Source organism: Pseudobacteroides sp. (assembly GCF_036567765.1).
Taxonomy (GTDB): Bacteria; Bacillota; Clostridia; order Acetivibrionales; family DSM-2933; genus Pseudobacteroides.
On record NZ_DATCTU010000082.1, the window covers coordinates 1 to 19,303 of the forward strand.

The 19,303-nt window shown below is 37.7% G+C and carries 15 protein-coding genes; 4 read left to right on the forward strand and 11 right to left on the reverse strand.

What is annotated here, in order from left to right:
• Positions 1-30: 30 nt before the first annotated feature.
• The 4 genes from VIO64_RS12595 to recG form a co-directional block, all read right to left on the reverse strand.
• Complete coding sequence (locus VIO64_RS12595; RefSeq protein WP_331918707.1) at positions 31-468, reverse strand: ATPase; 438 nt, start codon at positions 466-468, stop codon at positions 31-33.
• 68 nt (positions 469-536) lie between these two features.
• A complete protein-coding gene (gene coaD, locus VIO64_RS12600) occupies positions 537-1,016 on the reverse strand; it encodes a pantetheine-phosphate adenylyltransferase (RefSeq protein WP_331918709.1) in 480 nt (159 codons plus the stop codon).
• A 20-nt stretch (positions 1,017-1,036) separates the two neighbouring features.
• Positions 1,037-1,594: a 16S rRNA (guanine(966)-N(2))-methyltransferase RsmD gene (gene rsmD / locus VIO64_RS12605; protein WP_331918768.1), complete on the reverse strand. Its 558-nt coding sequence runs from the start codon at positions 1,592-1,594 to the stop codon at positions 1,037-1,039.
• Between the two features lie 191 nt (positions 1,595-1,785).
• Positions 1,786-3,882, reverse strand: coding sequence for an ATP-dependent DNA helicase RecG (recG, locus tag VIO64_RS12610; protein WP_331918711.1), 2,097 nt, complete (start codon positions 3,880-3,882; stop codon positions 1,786-1,788).
• Positions 3,883-4,107: 225 nt separating this feature from the next.
• Between recG and rpmB the strand changes: the two genes are divergently transcribed.
• The 3 genes from rpmB (at position 4,108) to VIO64_RS12625 (ending at position 5,908) form a co-directional block, all read left to right on the forward strand.
• Positions 4,108-4,296 carry a 50S ribosomal protein L28 gene (rpmB, locus tag VIO64_RS12615; protein WP_036937860.1) on the forward strand — a complete coding sequence of 63 codons (189 nt, stop codon included), beginning with the start codon at positions 4,108-4,110 and terminating at the stop codon, positions 4,294-4,296.
• Positions 4,297-4,773: 477 nt separating this feature from the next.
• On the forward strand, positions 4,774-5,349 hold the full coding sequence (locus VIO64_RS12620; protein WP_331918716.1) for a hypothetical protein: 576 nt from the start codon (positions 4,774-4,776) through the stop codon (positions 5,347-5,349).
• Positions 5,350-5,452: 103 nt separating this feature from the next.
• A complete protein-coding gene (locus tag VIO64_RS12625; RefSeq protein WP_331918718.1) occupies positions 5,453-5,908 on the forward strand; it encodes a hypothetical protein in 456 nt (151 codons plus the stop codon).
• Positions 5,909-6,037: 129 nt separating this feature from the next.
• Here VIO64_RS12625 and VIO64_RS12630 read toward each other — a convergent pair whose 3' ends face one another.
• From VIO64_RS12630 to VIO64_RS12655, 6 genes are all read right to left on the reverse strand, one after another.
• Positions 6,038-8,080, reverse strand: a complete 2,043-nt coding sequence (locus tag VIO64_RS12630; protein WP_331918720.1) for a cell division protein FtsA — start codon at positions 8,078-8,080, stop codon at positions 6,038-6,040.
• 34 nt (positions 8,081-8,114) lie between these two features.
• A complete protein-coding gene (gene nth / locus VIO64_RS12635; protein ID WP_331918722.1) occupies positions 8,115-8,774 on the reverse strand; it encodes an endonuclease III in 660 nt (219 codons plus the stop codon).
• A gap of 96 nt (positions 8,775-8,870) precedes the next feature.
• Entirely contained in the window at positions 8,871-9,038 is a 168-nt protein-coding gene (locus VIO64_RS12640; protein ID WP_331918724.1) for a hypothetical protein, read from the reverse strand.
• A 206-nt stretch (positions 9,039-9,244) separates the two neighbouring features.
• Positions 9,245-10,795, reverse strand: coding sequence for a S1C family serine protease (locus VIO64_RS12645; protein ID WP_331918726.1), 1,551 nt, complete (start codon positions 10,793-10,795; stop codon positions 9,245-9,247).
• A 70-nt stretch (positions 10,796-10,865) separates the two neighbouring features.
• Positions 10,866-12,377: a HAMP domain-containing sensor histidine kinase gene (locus tag VIO64_RS12650; protein ID WP_331918728.1), complete on the reverse strand. Its 1,512-nt coding sequence runs from the start codon at positions 12,375-12,377 to the stop codon at positions 10,866-10,868.
• A gap of 19 nt (positions 12,378-12,396) precedes the next feature.
• A complete protein-coding gene (locus VIO64_RS12655; RefSeq protein ID WP_331918730.1) occupies positions 12,397-13,083 on the reverse strand; it encodes a response regulator transcription factor in 687 nt (228 codons plus the stop codon).
• Positions 13,084-13,342: 259 nt separating this feature from the next.
• On the opposite strand from VIO64_RS12655, the gene VIO64_RS12660 reads away from it, so the two are divergent.
• Entirely contained in the window at positions 13,343-18,106 is a 4,764-nt protein-coding gene (locus tag VIO64_RS12660) for a S8 family serine peptidase (protein WP_331918732.1), read from the forward strand.
• On the opposite strand, the gene VIO64_RS12665 is transcribed toward VIO64_RS12660, so the two are convergent.
• Positions 18,080-19,300 carry an EAL and HDOD domain-containing protein gene (locus VIO64_RS12665; RefSeq protein ID WP_331918734.1) on the reverse strand — a complete coding sequence of 407 codons (1,221 nt, stop codon included), beginning with the start codon at positions 19,298-19,300 and terminating at the stop codon, positions 18,080-18,082. The genes VIO64_RS12660 and VIO64_RS12665 overlap by 27 nt on opposite strands.
• Between the last annotated feature and the right edge of the window lie 3 nt (positions 19,301-19,303).

Here is a 19,303-nt window from a genome sequence, read left to right on the forward strand (position 1 = left end):
ACAGGAATTTATACATATAAGAGCATTAGTTTACTTAAGTTCACTTCGGTCGGCTTGAACAACTTCCAAAGCTTCTTTTAGAATACCCTCAACCTTATCTAATATGCTGTCGGCGTATTCCCTTGTTCCGAACCTTATTTCTTTTGCGTTCTTTTGAGCATTTGATATTATTTCATTCGCTTGATCGTATGCCTGCTTTGTAATTTCATGTTCATCAACCAATGAAGCAATCTTACTTTCAGCTTCCCTCACTACATTATTAGCTTCCTTCTGGGCTTCCATAAGTATCCTTTGTCTTTCTTCCTTCACCCACTTGGCTTGTTTTAAGTCGTCTGGAAGTTTGAGCCTCATTTCCTTTATGATTTCCAGTACCTCCTCCCTATCTACAAGACACCTTCCGCTAAATGGCACGCTAACGCTTTTTTCAATTATATCTTCCAACGTTTCCAAAATAGATAGGATCTCCATTATATTCCTCCACTCTCTTTTATTTTAGTGAACAGATACATTTTATATCGCAGGATTTTTATTTATAATCATCTTGCCATTCTATTTATAATATCCTCCCTTATACACTCAGGTACAAGGCCTTCAATATTTCCGTTGTTCCTTGCCAGCTCCTTAACCGCACTTGAGCTTAAGAAAAAATAGTTTATATTGGTCATCATAAACAAGGTCTCAACTTCAGGGTCGAGATTTTTGTTTAATAATGCCATTTGCAGCTCATATTCAAAATCAGACACTGCCCTTAATCCTTTAATTATTGAGCATGCATTCTTTTCTTTTATAAAATCCACAAGCAGGCCGTCAAAGGATTCAACAACCACATTCTCTCGATCCTTTAGTACCTTCTCCAAAAGACCCACCCTTTCATCAAGTGAGAAAGTAGGATTTTTCCTTGAATTGACAAGAACCGCAACTATCAGCTTGTCACAAAGCTTTGCAGCCCTATCTATAATATCCAGATGACCATTGGTCACCGGATCAAAACTTCCTGGATAAACACAAATCTTCAAACTACCAACCGCCTTAATAACTATTTGCTGTAAAACGAAAGCATTGTATTTCCATATTTCTGGCTTCTATAAAGCTTAATTTCGCCAACTTGCTCCGGAACTTTGTCTTTTACGTCATGTTCCGCAATAATTAAACCATTGTCTATAATTATATCACTATTTGCCAGGTAATTTAAAGTTTCTTCAACAAAATTTTTACTATAGGGTGGATCCATAAAAATCAAGTCAAATTTTTTACCGGAGCCGGTTAGCTTTATAATGGCTGACCTGACATCACAATTAACTACCTGGGATTTGTCCAGAAATTTTGTATGTACAAGATTATCTTTTATTATGCCGGCACATTCACGGGATTGGTCTACAAAAACCGCTTCCTTTGCCCCTCTGCTTAAAGCCTCTATTCCAAGGCTTCCAGTCCCTGAATATAAATCAAGCACCAATGCATCTTCGAGATATCCTGCTATAATATTAAATAATGATTCTTTGACCCTATCTGTGGTAGGTCTTGTCAAATTACTATCCAATGTTTTAAGCTTATGCCCTTTTGCATAGCCAGATATTACCCTTAAAATAAATATTCCTCCAAAATTATTATATTAAATCATTACTATTGAATTTGATTGCGGCATTTATTCTTTCATATTATGTCATTTTATTTCATATAATGCTATTTTATATTATGATTTCTAATTGTCAACCCCAATATACGCTTTATGCATATGTTTTATGATAAACATTTCAATAAAGCAGTTAAAATGTCGTATATCAATTATAAAAAGCTCAGTCCTTCGATTTTTCCCGCAAATCGTTCCTTTACAGCCATCCTTATCAGTTTGCTGTCATCACGAATAAGTATGGGGTCCTGTGCTATCAGATTAGCGGCTGCATCCTGAGCCGTTTTAAGTATCTGCATATCCTTATACAGGTTTGCAATTTTAAGCTCCGGCAAGCCATGCTGCCTTGTTCCGAAAAACTCTCCCGGACCTCTTAGCTCCAAATCTTTTTCCGATATGATAAACCCATCATTGGTTTTTTCCATTACCTTCATTCTTTGTTTGGCAAAAGCACCCCTTCCCTCATTAAAAAGGATGCAGAACGACTCCTCCGAGCCTCTTCCAACTCTCCCCCTTAGCTGGTGGAGCTGGGATAAACCAAACCTCTCCGCATTTTCTATCACCATGACTGTAGCATTAGGAACATTTACGCCCACTTCAATTACCGTTGTTGAAACCAAAATATCCAGATTTCCCTTAACAAAATCGGTCATTACTGCATCCTTGTCTTTAGGCTTCATCTTGCCGTGAATAAGCCCCACCCTAAGATCTTTAAAATCATTTGCGGCAATAGTCTCTGAAAGCTCACTTGCAGCCCTGGCACTAATTTCTTCCGATTCCTCCACAAGGGGGCATACCATATATACCTGTCTTCCCTCTTTTACCTTTTTTCTTATGAAGTCATATATCCTTTGCCTCATTCCGTTATCTACAGCATATGTTTTAATAGGCTTTCTGCCTGGAGGAAGCTCATTTATAACGGATATATCCAAATCCCCGTATAATATAAGTGCCAGGGTTCTAGGAATAGGCGTGGCTGTCATTACAAGAACATCAGGATCCTTCCCCTTCTTTGACAAAACAGCTCTTTGCCTTACTCCGAACCTGTGCTGTTCATCCGTAACAACAAGCCCTAAAGAACTGAATTCCACCCTGTCCTCCAAAAGTGCATGGGTACCTATGAGGATATCAATCCTGCCGCATTTTAATTCTTCAAGGATCCCTTTCTTTTCTTTTGCAGTTTTGCTTCCTGTAAGTAAGGCTATATTGACATCAAACCCTTTAAACAGCTTTGACATGGTTATAAAATGCTGACCTGCCAATATCTCTGTAGGCACCATCAAAGCACCCTGATAGCCGCCAAGTACTGCCTTATACAGTGCAAGTGCGGCAACAACAGTTTTACCTGAGCCTACATCCCCTTGCACGAGCCTGTTCATAACCTTCTTGCTCTCCATATCCCTTTTTATCTCATCAAAAACATTTTGCTGTGCACCGGTCAGAGAGAAGGGCAATGACTTTATAAACTCATCCAGCTTTTCTTCATTTTTACTAAACTCAATACCGTTCTGTTCCTTGCTTAAGGTAGATTTTAAGCTGAAAAGCCCTATCTGCATAAAGAAAAGCTCCTCAAATACCAACCTGTATCTGGCATTTTTGAAATCCTCAAAGCTTGTGGGAAAGTGTATATTTGATAATGCATAATTAATCTCCGGCAGCTTATAGCTTGCCCTTAAAGACAAAGGCAATGTCTCCTCAACCTTGCCGCCCACAACCTCCATTGCACTTTTTACAGCGGACCTAATGACATTCTGGGACAAATCCATTGTAGATGGATAAACGGGCACAATTCTGCAAATTTTGCTGCTTTTCTCATCCCCAACCTTTTCATAAATAGGATTCTGAATCTCGAGAGTGTTAAACTTTCTTGTTATTCTTCCAAAAAATCTGTATCTTTCACCGTGCTTAAATACATTTTTAATATATGGCTGATTAAACCAGCAAGCTGTTATTGAGCCTGTCTCATCTTTTATGACAAGCTTGCTTATCAGAACTCCTCTTCTAGGCCTGCTTTCATTGACCCTGGATGCTATTTGTCCCTCAAACCCACATTTTTCATCGTCCTCTAGTATATTTATTTTTTTTATATTATTCCTGTCCTCATATTCACGAGGAAAATATGATATTATATCTTCTATATTAAAAATACCCAGCCTGTGAAAAAGTTTTTCCCTGACTTCTCCAATGCCTTTTAAATATTTTAAGGGCTTTCTCATTATCTCATTAACATTATAGTTTCCGGTCCCTTTCATATTTATTTCTCCGTTCGCTTAACTTCCTTTTGTATTTTTATATCTGTATTTTATCATATACACATTAAGGCTGCAAAATGGCTTACCCTATAAATTTTTAAATAAAATTTGTAAAAATCACTTGCAGTATCCACATATGTTGTGTTAGAATTATATTTGCTTTGGGTAAAGCAATTAATTATTAATATAAATATTTCTCCAGACTAAAAGGAGGTGTAGATATAAATGGCAAAGTGTGAAGTTTGCAGCAAAGACGTTCTCTTCGGATTGAGAGTGAGCCACTCAAACAGAAAAACTAACAGGAGTTGGAAACCAAACATCAGAAAAGTAAAAATTGTTGATAAAGGAACAACTAAATCAATATATATCTGTTCAAGATGCTTGCGTTCAAACAAAGTAACAAGAGCTGTATAAAATTATCTTAGACTTATAACAAAATCCTTAGCGATTTTGAAATCTTGATTGTTGTCGTGAGAAATTGTGGTGTACAATACACCATAATTTCTTAGACACTAAAAAATAAAAAAGCATTAAGCTTTTTTATTTTTTACAGTTTTTAACCCATCTTTAGTACTTTCTTAAGTATATTCCCAACTATCTTGGGCATTTTTAATACCAAAATCTTCATAATAACCACTCCCGGCATTATTATATTACTAGTATATTCAATTATCCAATTTTCGTGAATATTTTGATTTATATGAATACTATTTTTCCAGCTTGAATATATATTACTTATTAAAAACAACAAAAACAATATGAGAAGCTGGAGTGATTTACTTGTATGTTATATTCATCAAAAACTACAAAAAAACCCTGATTAGGACATGCATACTAATCTTTGCATGGTTTGCTTTATTCATCCTTATCAACTTTATTTTAGGCAAAAGCATGAATTACAGGTTAACAATTAACAATTGTTTATCCTTTTCGTGCCCTGCAGAATTCAAAGTTGAAAACGTGTTTGTAAATGAGATTAACAAGGATGACACAATTGAGACGGGGCTTCCATTTATTAAGCCCAGGACAGAGACTTTCAGAAGCTTTATATCGGACAAAGGCAAATTTGGCTTCGATTATCCATCAGTTTTTAATATAAACGAAAGGGAATTTTCAGGAAGTGATATTCTTTACCATATTGAATTCAAATCCGATTATTCCAATGGCTTTGTTCAGGTTTGGAATCTATCCTATTCTCTTCAGGAGTTCCTTGATAAAGCCAAATCCAACTCACAGCTTGATTATCAGTACTTCAGCTCCAAGCCTGCAAGATTTAATACCCTTGATGGGTACATATGGGACTATTCCATAGTGGGTAAAAACAAAAAACAAATAAAGTGTAATGAGGTTTTCATGCAGAAAAATGACAAACTTTACAGAGTAAGCTATTTCCTTCCGGAAGAGTCATGGAACAACTATGAAAAGAAGCTGTTTACCGATATTGTCAATTCACTAAAAATATATTGACGCAATTGATGAAAATATTACCGGTTAATTCTCATTTGAATAATTCCGATAACACGAAATATGTCTCACATATAAATACAAGTAATATTACGGAGGAATTCAAATGAGAAAGTTCAAAAAGGCTATGCTGATACTGGCCATAGTTGCTGTATTCAGTTTTGCAGTACAAATTGTTATGGCCGAAACATTGGGATTTGATCTTATTGACATGCTAAAAAACAAAGTAGCCTCCATGGCAGACTCAAGTACAGCATCAGTTGAAGCTCAATTGGAAGATACCAAGGACAAAACTTTGACTGAAACTTCCATGTATTTGGACAGCTTCATAAGTGATGTAATTCAAAACCTGAATCAGTATGTAGCACAAGAAACTGATCTTGCCAAGAAGAAAATCAAGGAGAAGGGGAAAAATATCGAAAACATAATGGATTCACAAAAACAAGGTCTTATAGAAAATGCACAAGTTAAAATTAAGAACAAAATCGAAATTGTTACCAAACAAGAGCTTAATGATTTTGATAAGGAGATATCACAGATTTTAAAGGATAAACTCAAATAATCAGATAAAAAATCTAATATCTATCACTTTTTTATTGTTTTGAATTATCAATTATATAAGGCATCACCCTGAGTGATGCCTTATATTATGCCTAACTGGAAATAAGGGATTTTATTATGTCACAGGAAATTATGATGGCTCCCAGCATATTTCAATTATGTCACCTGACTTTATTTCATCTGTAAAGGCCGCTTTTTCACCGTTAATCTTGAACACAGCATTTCCTTTGCCTGAGGACAAATCAAAGTCTATATGATTGAACACATCAATAAATATATATTGCGGCTTATCCCCCTTCAGCACCGTGTCCTTACCATTTATAGTAACATAGAAAGAATTATCGTGAAATCGTCCTCCATTGCTAATAATGGGATCATTTACAGCATTACTTGGCTCATTCAAATCATTGTTCTCCCCAACTTGAAGCTTAATTTCTACTATATCACCCTCTATAAGCGTATAAGTTTCATCCGATTCATTTCCATTGACGATGATCCTGGATTCGTCCATATCAAAGCCGTACATCTGCAAAAGGTCATTTACACTTGTTATATCCCTTACAAGTATGGAATCACCGTCGGATATATTTATATAGTCCTTTTCCTCATTTCCATTTACAAATATTTGAGTTCCTGCATATATAATATCTCCATTAAATGTAATATTTTTTTGGGGAAGTATATTAATGTAATCACATAGCCTAGCCTCAGCATCCCTGCCTTGTACAGAAGGTTCAATGTTTATATCATCTCCCGGCTTCAAAACAGTATCAAGGCTTGCCGCTTCTCCGTTTACAAATATACTTGCTGCTTGTCCATATCCGCCTTTTATAAACAAGGGTTCTCCGTTTAATGTAAATCTAATGCTTTTACCCGATCTTCCTATAAGAGAATTCGGGTCAAAACCTGTAAGAACCAGTGAGTCTGCAACAGTAAGTTTCTTAGAGTTAAAAAGCCTTATTTTTTTTCCGTTTAGTTTTACTGTCATAAAATCGTGGCCTCTTTGTATAAGTGCTGTTACAGCTATTCCGATAGGAGTTATTGCTTCCGGTCCCGTAAGCTTCTTGCCGCTGAATTTTATATTATTGATATTATCGCGGTTTCGTAGGGCAACTCTATCCGGAGGCAAATTTAATATTTCAGCTATCATTTGAGAAAGACCCGGTACCTGACTGCCTCCTCCTATAAGGAAGACTGCATTTGTGGCCTTCTGATTGAGTTCAAGAATTTTTTGTGCTATGACAGCAGCCAGGTTTTGTATGGCAGGTTTGATATCGTCAAGTATTTTAGCGACCTTAACAACATGCTTTTTCCCCATAATGTCCTTGAAGGTTATGTTGTCTGATGCTGCTTTGGAAAGAGAAGCCTTTATATCCTCTGCAGTATTGAAGTCCAAAAGGTATTCCCTTGCTATTCTCTCAGTTATCTCATCTCCTGCTAAAGGAACCATTGCATATGCAACTACGCTTCCATCCCTTGTTATAGCTATATCTGAAGTACCTGCCCCTATATCCACAAGTGCCAGGTTTAACAGTCTGAGCTCTGTTGGTATAGTCACATTAATGGCAGCAATAGGCTCCAGCGTAAGATTTATCACCTCAAGGCCAACCTTGTTCATAACGGTATAAAGACTGTCCACTACCACATGGGGAAGGAAAGTAGCCAATATATGGGCTGATATTGTTTTACCCTTATGGTCAATGAGGTTTGATATTACATATCCATTGAGATAATAGTTTATAACACTGTATCCCACACAATAAAGCTTTGCTTGTCCCGTGGAAGACTCTTGCTCATCAAGAATTGCCTGTGCCTTTTGTATGCCTTCCAGTTCCAGACCGTTAATAAGCTCTCTGTCTATAAGTGCTCCCTCATCCACTTCTCTTTCAACTTTTACCTCGCATGTTTTAAGAACCCTTCCTGCTGCTGCAATTGCCACTTTTTCCAGCTTCATTCCGATTCTTTTTTCCAGCTTTTCCTTTACCTCACCTGCTACCTCGGCGACTTTCTCAATGTCGTGGATTTGCCCGTTCAGCATAGCCCTGCTTTTATGCTCTACCACTTCTGCTGCCGCTACCTTAAACTTATCCTTTTCCATATAGCCTACAATCCCAACAATTGTTCTTGTACCGATATCCAGAGAAAAAATCATATCGTTTGCTTCGGTAGTCATAGCAACACCTCTTTTAACAATTTATTTATTATTTCTATTTATCGGCTACTTCTTCCTTATAGTATCGGCAATCCGTTGCAATGGGGCAAGCCTCGCACTTTGGCTTTCGTGCAAGACAAATCCTTCTTCCATGCCAAATAATCAAGTGATGGGCTTTTGACCATTTGTCCATGGGTATGTTCTTTCTTAGCTGCTCCTCAGTGATATCTACATTTTTCCCGTCAGCCAGGCCAATCCTGTTTGAAACCCTGAAAACATGAGTATCAACCGCTATAGCAGGTATGCCAAATGCATTGCTTAAAACAACATTTGCTGTCTTTCTTCCTACCCCAGGCAAGGAAACCAAATCCTCCATGTTGTCTGGAACCCTGCCTTGAAACTTTTCTGCCAGTATTTTACACATCTCTTTAATATTCTTTGACTTATTTTTATAAAGTCCGATTTCCTTAATTTCATTTTCTAACCGACTTTGATCAAGCTCTAAAAACTCCTCCAACGTCGGATATTTTACAAACAATTTATCGGTAACCTTGTTTACGGTTTTATCCGTTGACTGTGCACTTAGCATAGTGGCCACCAGCAATTGAAACGGTGTCCTGAAATTCAGCTCACAATGTGCATCAGGATAGGTTTTGTCCAGCATCTCCAATACCTTTTCTATTTTCTTATCTGAAATTATATTGTTCTTTTTCATATACTGCCTGCTTTCTACTATATCGTAATCTTTTTTATTTTTTATTATAGCAATTTATTGATTTATTATGAACATTGATTGTTGTAAAGTAATAGATCAATCTTCCTCTTTGTTCAGCATGGACTTTATTGCTTTAGCCAATACTTCAGTGGATTTAGAGCTATTTATTGCATTCTTGATCTTGCTTTCCCTATTTTTATTTTGTGTTTCATCTATAGATTCTACTTTTCTCTGATTGTCTTTCGGGCTTTCATTTTTATTCATTAGCAATCTCTCCTCAAATTTTTATTTTTACGCACTATTTTTGCAGATATAACTTAATATTACCTTTTTGCAAAAGCTATCTCACATTACAATTATAATATCGGCTTCTTAACCTTTAGCGATAAGATCTATTCATAATTTCCCAGTCATTCAAAAAAGGTGCTGAAGCCTTATGCCCCAACACCTTTTAAACTTATCTAATTAACTTACTTTTTAACTACTCCCTTGTCTTCAGTAAGCTGCACCTGCAATGTAATGGTCTCTCCATCCCTGTAAACTACTACCGGAACTGTATCACCAGGCTTGCGTTTTACTTTCAGATCATTGATTTCATTAACAGACTTAACAGCTTTTCCGTCAAACTTTGTGATTATATCTCCAGGTTTCATTCCAGCCTTGTAAGCTCCCGAGAAAGGTGTAACCTGTGCGACCAATACTCCCATAGGAACATCATACTGTTTTGCTACTTCTTCATTGAAGTCGGGATCACTTTCAATTCCAAGAAGGGGTCTTCCCTTAACATATTTGTACTGCATAAGGCTGTCGGTAATTTCCTTGGCTTTATTAACCGGAATTGCGAATCCCAGTCCTTCAAAACCGTTTTCTCCGATTTTGGCAGTGTTGACACCTATTACCTGCCCCTTGGAATTGAGCAATGCACCGCCGCTGTTACCAGGGTTTATAGCCGCATCTGTCTGAATAAGCTTGAGTTCTTTTCCATCATCTATAGGTATTGATCTATTTAAGCCGCTGATTACTCCAACTGTAACAGATCCCATGTATTCAAGGCCTGCAGGGTTACCTATTGCTACTGCCAATTCCCCGATCTTTAGTTTATCTGAGTTACCGAACTCAACTGCCGGAAGGTTTGTTTCATTTATTTTGATTACAGCCAAATCTGTTTTTTGATCCCCGCCTATGATAGTTGCTTCATATGGCTTATCTTTCTTGTTTGGAAGGATAACTTCAAGCTTGGCATTGCTTCCGCGGGTGCCTGCAGCGGCAGATTCAATAACGTGATAGTTTGTCATGATGTAGCCGTCGCTCTTTATAATAATACCTGAACCTTCTGATTTTCCCTCCTGGCTCATATCAAATATAAAGCTTCTGGTTTTGAATGTTACCCTGATACCAACAATTGAAGGGCTTACCTTTTCAGCAACTGCTGTTACAACAGACTCTTCATTCTGAATAATTTCAACCTTCTTTACAGTACCGGTGCTTTCATTTGAAGACGTAGTAGTATCGGTTTTATCATTATTACCGACCAAATTACTGAAAAAGCTTTTTGATGAAGGTTGTACAGCAGGTGCTAAAAACTGAAAATATGATCCTACTACTGTTCCGCCAATCATGGAGCTTACCACTGCAACAATAATGAGCTGAATTATGCTGGCATTTCTTGTCCTATGAGGCTTTTTCACCGACTCTGAATAAAACGAGCCCTTTCTCATGTTATCACCTGGATTGCCATAATTAGTACCATTGGCACCATTGGCACCATTGTCACCATTATTATAGCTTGCAACTTCCACAATCTTACTTTCGACCATATCACTTCCTGTATTCTGAGCAGTAACTCCAGCTATATTTGTGCTTGCATCGAGATTGGCATTATAATCTCCTGCCTCTGCCCCATATGGATTTGGGTTATATTCATTTTCCCTTGCTGCTTCATAATTTGTATTGTTTTCGTTTTCAGGCATAGGTTCCTTTTTTTCCAATTCATTATTTCCTAAATTCATGTTATCCATCATCAAAACTCCTCTCTGGTTCCTCTATAATACTATTGTAAAAAAGTATTTTTAAAAAAATATGAACAATTTGTTAACTTTGAACCCCTCTATCTGCTGATTTATTTAGGGTAAACGTAAATTTGGCTCCATGCCCCGGCTCACTTTCAACAAATATCTCCTGTCCATGCTCCGATACAATGTTCTTGACAATTGCAAGGCCCAAACCCGTACCTGACTTATCCTTACCTCTGGATTTATCCGATTTATAAAATCTATCCCAGATAAGGCTGATTTCTTCGCTGCTGATACCAGGGCCATTATCCTCTATTGATATGCATACCTTGTCTCTTTTTCTAAAGGTGCTTATTTTTATTTTTCCACCTTCCTGAGTGAATTTAACAGCATTATGAACTAAATTTATAATAACCCTCTCAATGGAATCCACATCTCCGTTAACATACATGTCATCCACCTCAAAGTAAGCTTCTATATCTATGTTCTTGCTTACCAGAAGACTTTCCAACTTTATAACAGTTCTTCTAATAAGCTCATTTATATCGAAATCAATGGGATTTAATTTGACCTCACCGGCTTCCATCCTTGCAAGATCTAGAATATCATTTACAAGCCTGTTCATGCGGTTAACTTCATCCCTTACAATAGTAAGATAATAATCCTGCCTGTCAAGAGGTATGGTACCGTCAAGTATACCTTCAATAAAACCTCTTATGGAAGTCATTGGTGTTCTTAATTCATGGGAAACATTGGCTATAAATGCCCTTCTCATCTCCTCCAGATTGCCGAGTGCTTCAATCATATTATTAAAGCTCACTGCCAATTCTCCAATTTCATCCCTTGATTTTATGTTGAGACGTTTTTGGAACTCTCCGCCTGCTATAATCCTTGCCGTTTCATTTATTTCTTTCAACGGCTTGGATAATCTTCTGGAGAATATATAAGCCAACAGTATGACGATTATAACGGAAATACCCACAGCATTCATATAAAACCTGATAATAGATCTTTGGAGCTCATACACGTCAGGGATGGAAGTACTGAGGAACACAGCCCCAATAACCTCATCATTTCCGCTCTGGTTTTTAGTTTTTATAGCTTTTTCAATGGTGAGCCTTTTTTCATCAAAGAGACCGTATAAATCATTTTTTTCCACCACATCATTCCCTGAGAGCATGACCTTTCTGTACTGTTTCTCATCAGGAAGCATAAAAAACCCATTTTCAAAAATAAGCTTACTCCTTATATCATACATTCTTCTTGAATTGAGATCAGGCTGTGCAGACCAAACATACCCTTCCTCGGTGACAATCCATACATAGGAATTGGTTTGATTCATAATCTGCTTCATGTATTCATTCAGGGCATCCTTGAATGCAGGCTCATATGTAGGCATTTGCCTGCTGTTACTTACATAGTTATAAAATGCAATATTCAGCCATTCCACATACTGCATTAAATTTCTTTGCTTTTCGGAGTACACAAAACTGTCAAGCATGTAATAAAGCATGACACCTGTTATGGAAAAACTTAAAATGATTATGGAAATAAAAAGTACCAAAAGCTTTCTAAAGATTGATTTGAACATAATTACCTCTATTTACCCGCTACTTTACTTCGAACTTGTAGCCCACACCCCACACAGTCTTCAGCTGCCACATTTGGTTATCAAGCTCCATCTTTTCCCGAAGTCTTTTTACATGTACATCGACTGTCCTTGAGTCTCCATAGAAATCAAACCCCCATACCTGCTCCAAGAGCTGCTCCCTGGTAAAAACCTTGTTGGGATTGGATGCAAGAAAGAACAGTAGCTCCAATTCTTTTGGGGTAAACTCAATCTCCTTGCCGTTTACCTTTGCTGAGTAATTCGTCCTATTTATTACCAGATTTGGGTACACAACCTCCTGCACATCTATTTCCTTATGCTCATATCTTCTAAGTACTGCCTTGACCCTTGCTACAAGCTCTTTAGGCTCAAAGGGTTTGACCATATAATCGTCAGCCCCCAACTCAAGCCCAAGAACCTTATCAAAGGTTTCTCCCTTCGCAGTTAGCATGATTATGGGTATACTGCTAATCTTTCTGATCTCACGGCAGACCTGCCAGCCATCTGCTCCCGGAAGCATTATATCCAGAATGACTATGTTGGGTGTATTCTCCTTAAATGCATCAAGTGCTTTAATGCCGTTATAAACAGGGAACGCTTCAAAACCCTCTTTTTCTAAGTATAAACGTATAAGTTCACAGATATTAATATCGTCATCAATTATTAAAACCTTAGTTTTATTTGTCATATATTATACCGCCTTTGCTTTGATTGATTCATACTTAATAACAAGCGATTTTTTTCAATTATACCATAGCGTTTTAAAACAATCATTATAAAAAAGAAATTTTAAATTTTAGACACAAATTCCACGCCTTGGGATTGCTTGCTCTCTGCATTATCCACTGTAAGACATTATTGACATGCAATAAATACAAATATATAATTTAAATTTGGACAATCAAAACTAAAGCATATAAAACCTTTTTATGAAAGGAATGGTTTCAATGACGAGCCGCAAAAAAATACTCAGCACTATTTTAAGTTTTTTCATCTTAATATCCGCTCTATCATCATACTCATTCGGTTCAGACTTAAATGAGTCTGATATATCATTATTACCTCACAGGGGTAAAACTATTCCAAAAGATACCGAGAGGCTTCTTATAAAATTTAAAGACCATAAAAAAAGTTCTCTATCGAAAAATAATATTGCCAAGAAGCTAAAAAGCATTAGGTTTCAGCATTATAACAGGCTTTCAAAAACAGATGTTGTTGAGTTTTCAGACTCCAAGGAATTGGAATATGCCCTCAGGCTTTTTGAAGATGACAGCAATGTTGATTTTGTTCAGCCTGATTACAGGTTATATAAAAATATTAATATACAGGACCCTGATTTTATTAAGCAGTGGGGCCTCTCAAACTCCGGGCAGGACATAAACGGAAAGCCCGGTTTTATAGGTTTTGACATCAATGCAGCTGCTGCGTGGGATATGATAAACACAAGCAGCGGGGTTTTGGTGGGCATCTTGGATACAGGGATAGATTTAAATCATGAGGATCTTAGAGATTCCATGTATAAAAACTTTACAGAAAATCCGGCAAACAATATAGATGATGATCAGAACGGATATGTAGATGATTATTGCGGCTGGGATTTTATAAATTCCGACAGTAGTGTTTATGATGGAGAGGAAGATGACCACGGCACTCATTTGGCCGGAATTATTGCCGCAGGTGCAAACTCAGCCGGAATAAGAGGTATAGCAAGCGGAGTTAGGCTTGTTCCTTTGAAATTTATGAACGGAATGTCAGGCTATACAAGCGATGCATTAGAAGCCATTGAGTATGCCAAAAAAATGGGTGTCAAAATAATTAACTGCAGTTTTAGCGACACCCATTACAATTATGCCTTGGAGCAGGCAATGAAAAATTCCGACATACTTTTTGTCTGCAGTGCAGGAAATGAAAAAAGCGATACAGGTGTTAGTCCTTTATACCCTGCTTCATATCGCCTTCCCAATATCATTTCGGTAGGTGCAGTAAATAATCAGGGAAGTTTGGCTCCATTTTCCAATTATGGCAAGCTGGTTGATGTTGCTGCACCTGGAGTTGATATCTACAGCACTCTTCCGGATAACTCATACGGCTTCAACGACGGTACCTCCATGGCAGCAGCTTTTGTATCAGGCACTGCAGCACTTTTATCAAGCTGCAATTCAAGCCTTAAAGGCAGTGACCTGTCAACTATTATAAAAAGTACCGTTAACACCAAATATATAAATTTACAAGGAAGCATTGCTTGCGGAGGGATTGTAGATGCGAAAAGTGCCCTGGAATATGCTAAAATTTATATACCGGGTACATCTCCAACAAATACCCCAACCATACCTACAGCAACCCCTGCTGCGACTGCTGCACCTTCAGAATCCCCTAATACTCAGTCAGACACATGGAAAACCAAATCCAGCATGGATTATGGAAAAAACAGTTTTTCTGCCGCAGCCTTAAACGGTAAGATATACATCATAGGCAGTGACCGGAAGGTGCAATGCTATGAACCGGACAGCAATAAATGGTTTGAGGTCGGCACCCTTGATCCAAGTATTATAGATTTAAGCAGCAAGCCTATCTTAGTCCCCTTAGGCGATAAAATATACATTATATCAGGCTCAAATAAAATGTATGAATATGACCCGGTGAGGGGGAAACTTGATCCGAAGGCTTCTACCCTATACAGCAGAATGGGTGGAGCAGCTGCCGCATATAAAGGCAGGATATACATATGCGGCGGAGAAGATCCCCAAAGTATCAAAACCGCTGAAGTCTATGATCCTGCAAATGACAAATGGTCACCAATATCCGGCACAAACCATGAAAGAGCTAATCACTCTCTTGCTGTTAACGGAACCAAACTTTGGGCAACAGGAGGTTCAATAAACCTAAATTCTATTGAGGAATATGATATAGACGGCGACAAATGGAATGTGTTAAAAAGCACCCATTTACAAATCAGCTCAGTAACATCGGCAAATGGCAAAATATATGCTGTTGGAAAAGCAGACAGCAATGATGGTAATTTCTACGAATATGATACATATTCAGGCGACTGGATAAAAAAAGAAAAGATGCCTTTAGACAAAGAAGGTATTTCGTTATTCTATGTAAACAACAAGATATATGCTGTTGGCAAAAGTCTTGAAAGCAGCTTTATAGCCGTTGCAGAATACAACTTTGGAGCTTCTCCTTCTGCTATAGCTTCAAATACCCCTTCACCAACAGTTACTCCGGTTTCCGGAGGCCAAAAAGGCATAACCGTCTCGGGAAAGATTTCTTTAAAGAATATAGGCCTGGTTAATGATCTTGCTATTGACATTTTCGCAGAACAAGACTCTGGTAAAACATACAGCACAACTGTAACACTTAAAAGTAATTCATCATTTCAAAATTACTCAATATTTATACCTGAAGAAGGACTGTCAGGCAACTACCGAATCGGATACTACATACCAAAAGGAGCAGGAAATATATCAAAAACAGCTTACTATAGTCCTGACGGCAGCGTGTTTGATGTTGAACTTGCCGGAGCAATCATTCCAAAGGACAGTAATATTTCAGGAGTTGATTTGAACATATTGAGTAAAAGAGTTGTTTCAGGTACAATTAGTCTTCCAAACGGCAATAAAGCTCCTCAAGGAGGAACTGCCGTTTATTTGGAGTTGGGTTTTCCTGATGAAGCATATAAAAACTCAAAATACAAACCCGATTATATTTACAATAAAACTATGGTTATTCCCGAAAACCAAACACAAGTACAATTTAGCTTTACAGTACTTGAAAACAACAACAAGTACAAATATATTCTTGGATACGAGACAAATAGCGAAGGCTGCTTGTCATCAGGCTTCTACAACAAAGCCGGAACTGTATCAAAAAAGAGCAGTGCAGGCTATATCGACGTGGGCTCGTCGGATTTTACGGGCATTGAACTTATACTGGCAGGATCTAAGTATATTTCAGGCAATTTGTCTCTTCCTTATGGCGAAACCGCACCAAAAGGCGGACTTTCAGTATTCGTTGCTGCTGAAGGAGCGGGTTTAAACTATGATGGTCCTCCATTCCTTAACCATTTTATAATACCTGAGGGAAGTACTTCATTAAAATATTTTATAAATATAACGAGTAATTCAGTGTCTGATTTTTATGTGAATTACTATATAGATAAAAGAGGTTATGTTAAGTACGGATATTTCAGTAACGGAGGTACTACACCTTACGAAAGCGAAGCCTCCAAGGTAAGCATAAGCTCCGGTAATGCAACAAGTGTCAATCTTACAATCATCAAGGGCAGAACTGTATCGGGAAGGGTGTATTTACCCGGTAACAAGACAGCTCCTAAAAACGGAATAGATGTAAAAGTGGCTGCAAACGTTTATAAAGGCACAAATGCCTTTGCAAATATTAGAAGTGATAAAGAAGCGGATCTGCAAATTGTTTCGGAGATGACCATAACTGAGAATTCAAACAATATTGAATATACTTTGACCCTCCCCAATGACGGAATTTTTTATCTGGATTATTTGACTGAGAAGGCAGACTTCGTTGCCCACGGTTATTATACAGGCCCAAGAACAAGCACTTTGTACAATACAAGAAAAAACATATTTAACCCCTCCCTCCAAAATTTAACAGAATGCAATATTGAGCTACTTGAAGGCTTGAAATTCACATGCACAGTTTCCTTGCCTGTAGGATATTCGGCTGCAAGTGATATTCCTCTTTTGATTGAATTTTTTACTATAAACTACATAGCCGAATCCGTTGATGTGGCATTATCAAAGCAGATTACCTTAAATAAAGGCACATCAAAAACCGACTTTGAAGTATATTTGCCTGCAGGCAATTATTATTTATCCTATTATAACCCCAAATACACTCAGAACGGATACCTTGAATATGGGTTCTGCTCTTTGACAGGAAGCAAAAAAGATCTGGATTTTGGCTGCATACTGTCTGTTGGACCTCAAAGTCAAAACAAGGCAATACTTGCTCTCATCCCTGGACCAAATTCATCCAAATCGGGAACAACTTATGGACCAAACCAACCTGGAATTGTTGTACCGGCACCAAGTTTAAAGCCAGGGCAATCAGCTCCTCCATCATCAGGTTCAACCAATATCGTAACGCCAAAACCGTATACAACAGCTAAGCCTTTTTCAATGCCATTTTCCGATATGTCAGGACACTGGGCTAAAAACAACATATTATCATTATTAACAAAAGGAATAATAGACGGTTATCCAGATAATACAATACGACCCGATAAAGAAATCACCAGAGCGGAAATAGCAAAACTGATTGTGATAATGCTTAATATTTTACCTTCCAAAAACCCAGACGTCAAATTTAAGGATAAAGGAAAAATACCTGCCTGGGCTTTAGGTTATATTGATATCTTGGTCAGGAACAAAATTATGCAGGGCTATAGCGATAATACCTTCAGAGCATCCCAGTTTGTCACAAGAACAGAAATGGCTGTTATCATCATGAAGGCCCTTGGCTATATGGATGCTGCTCCATCCGGCACAATATCCTTTAAAGACATAAAGTCAATCCCCTCCTGGGCAGCCAATTATGTAAAAAAGGGAGCCGAGCTTGGTATTTTCAGCGGTTATAACGATTTAACCTTTAGGCCTGACAAAAATATTACAAGAGCAGAGGTGTTTAAAATAATAGATAATAGCCTAGCAATCGCTGCAGTTAATCCATAGAAGAGCATTAAAATACGAGTCGGCTATGTCTAGGACTTTTATTCCAAGCCTGTCGCATATTTCATTGGCTAAAATCCATTCACCCTTTTCATATGCGGTGACAAGTCTATAGCACAATGAAACACTATCATCACCCAATCTTCCCGAAAGTACTTCCTTGATATCATCCGAAATGTGTAAATGGGGAAGCAGTAAATCCATCATGCATCCGGTCAATGTATCAATCATAGATAGCATGCCTAGCATAAAAAGCTCTGTTTTCCTGTGCTCAAGACCAACCTTTTGGCTTAAAGACTCCAAGGCCTTAGCCCTTTGGGCACATATTGTAACAATTTCATCCTTTCCGTCACCACCCACTTTCCTTAAGACAGTTATGTAAGCCCATTTACGCAGCTCATCAAGACCCATGCGCAGGGAAGCCTGTCTTATGGATTTAACCAAATTGCCACGGTAGTAGTATGCCGTATTTGCTATTTTTAGAATTTCATAGGAAAAAGCTACATCCTTTTCTATTATATTTACAATGTCTTCAAATTTCGGATCTTTTTCCTGAAGTATCTTCATAAGCTTTAAATGGTTTAACTTAGCGGGCGGAACTTCTTTTGACTGCTGGATTATGGGCTTTGAAAAATAATATCCCTGAAAATAACTGTAACCTAGCTTAACAGCTTCATTGTACTCTTGCAGAGTTTCAATTTTTTCTGCAAGAAACCTTACTCTATTATTGCCAAAATGATTAACAATATATTTTCTTTCACTCTCCGAATTGGTTATAATAAAATCAACCTTTATCACATCGGCTAATTCAATCAGAGGCTCATAACCCGCTCTGAAAACAAAGTCATCCAAAGCAAGGGTATAACCATGGGATTTGAGGCTCCTACAGGCTTCTACAATTTCCTTGGTAGGCTCTATTGTTTCAAGCACTTCAACAACTATCTGGTCGTTGGGGAATAGGGTTGCCACCTCCTGCAGCAGCATGTTATGGGTAAAGTTAATGAAAGCCTTTTTCTTGCCTGCGATAGTACCTACACCCATAGACAGAAAGCCTGCTGCCATAACGTTTGATGTTGCTCTGTCTCCATCCTGGCAATTGAAAGAATTGTCGGACACTTCATCCCTGTACAAAAGTTCGTATCCGTAAATGCCATTCTTCTTATCAAATATCGGTTGTCTGGCAAAAAGTAGAGACATAAT

Excerpts from the sequence above, each read along its gene's own strand:
- VIO64_RS12655 (WP_331918730.1), bottom strand. The coding sequence starts at position 13,083 with ATGACAAATAAAACTAAGGTTTTAATAATTGATGACGATATTAATATC.
- VIO64_RS12630 (WP_331918720.1), bottom strand. The coding sequence starts at position 8,080 with ATGACTACCGAAGCAAACGATATGATTTTTTCTCTGGATATCGGTACA.
- VIO64_RS12640 (WP_331918724.1), bottom strand. The coding sequence starts at position 9,038 with ATGAATAAAAATGAAAGCCCGAAAGACAATCAGAGAAAAGTAGAATCT.
- VIO64_RS12665 (WP_331918734.1), bottom strand. The coding sequence starts at position 19,300 with ATGTCTCTACTTTTTGCCAGACAACCGATATTTGATAAGAAGAATGGC.
- recG (WP_331918711.1), bottom strand. The coding sequence starts at position 3,882 with ATGAAAGGGACCGGAAACTATAATGTTAATGAGATAATGAGAAAGCCC.
- VIO64_RS12595 (WP_331918707.1), bottom strand. The coding sequence starts at position 468 with ATGGAGATCCTATCTATTTTGGAAACGTTGGAAGATATAATTGAAAAA.
- VIO64_RS12620 (WP_331918716.1), top strand. The coding sequence starts at position 4,774 with ATGAATTACAGGTTAACAATTAACAATTGTTTATCCTTTTCGTGCCCT.
- VIO64_RS12625 (WP_331918718.1), top strand. The coding sequence starts at position 5,453 with ATGAGAAAGTTCAAAAAGGCTATGCTGATACTGGCCATAGTTGCTGTA.
- rpmB (WP_036937860.1), top strand. The coding sequence starts at position 4,108 with ATGGCAAAGTGTGAAGTTTGCAGCAAAGACGTTCTCTTCGGATTGAGA.
- VIO64_RS12660 (WP_331918732.1), top strand. The coding sequence starts at position 13,343 with ATGACGAGCCGCAAAAAAATACTCAGCACTATTTTAAGTTTTTTCATC.
- nth (WP_331918722.1), bottom strand. The coding sequence starts at position 8,774 with ATGAAAAAGAACAATATAATTTCAGATAAGAAAATAGAAAAGGTATTG.
- VIO64_RS12650 (WP_331918728.1), bottom strand. The coding sequence starts at position 12,377 with ATGTTCAAATCAATCTTTAGAAAGCTTTTGGTACTTTTTATTTCCATA.
- VIO64_RS12645 (WP_331918726.1), bottom strand. The coding sequence starts at position 10,795 with ATGATGGATAACATGAATTTAGGAAATAATGAATTGGAAAAAAAGGAA.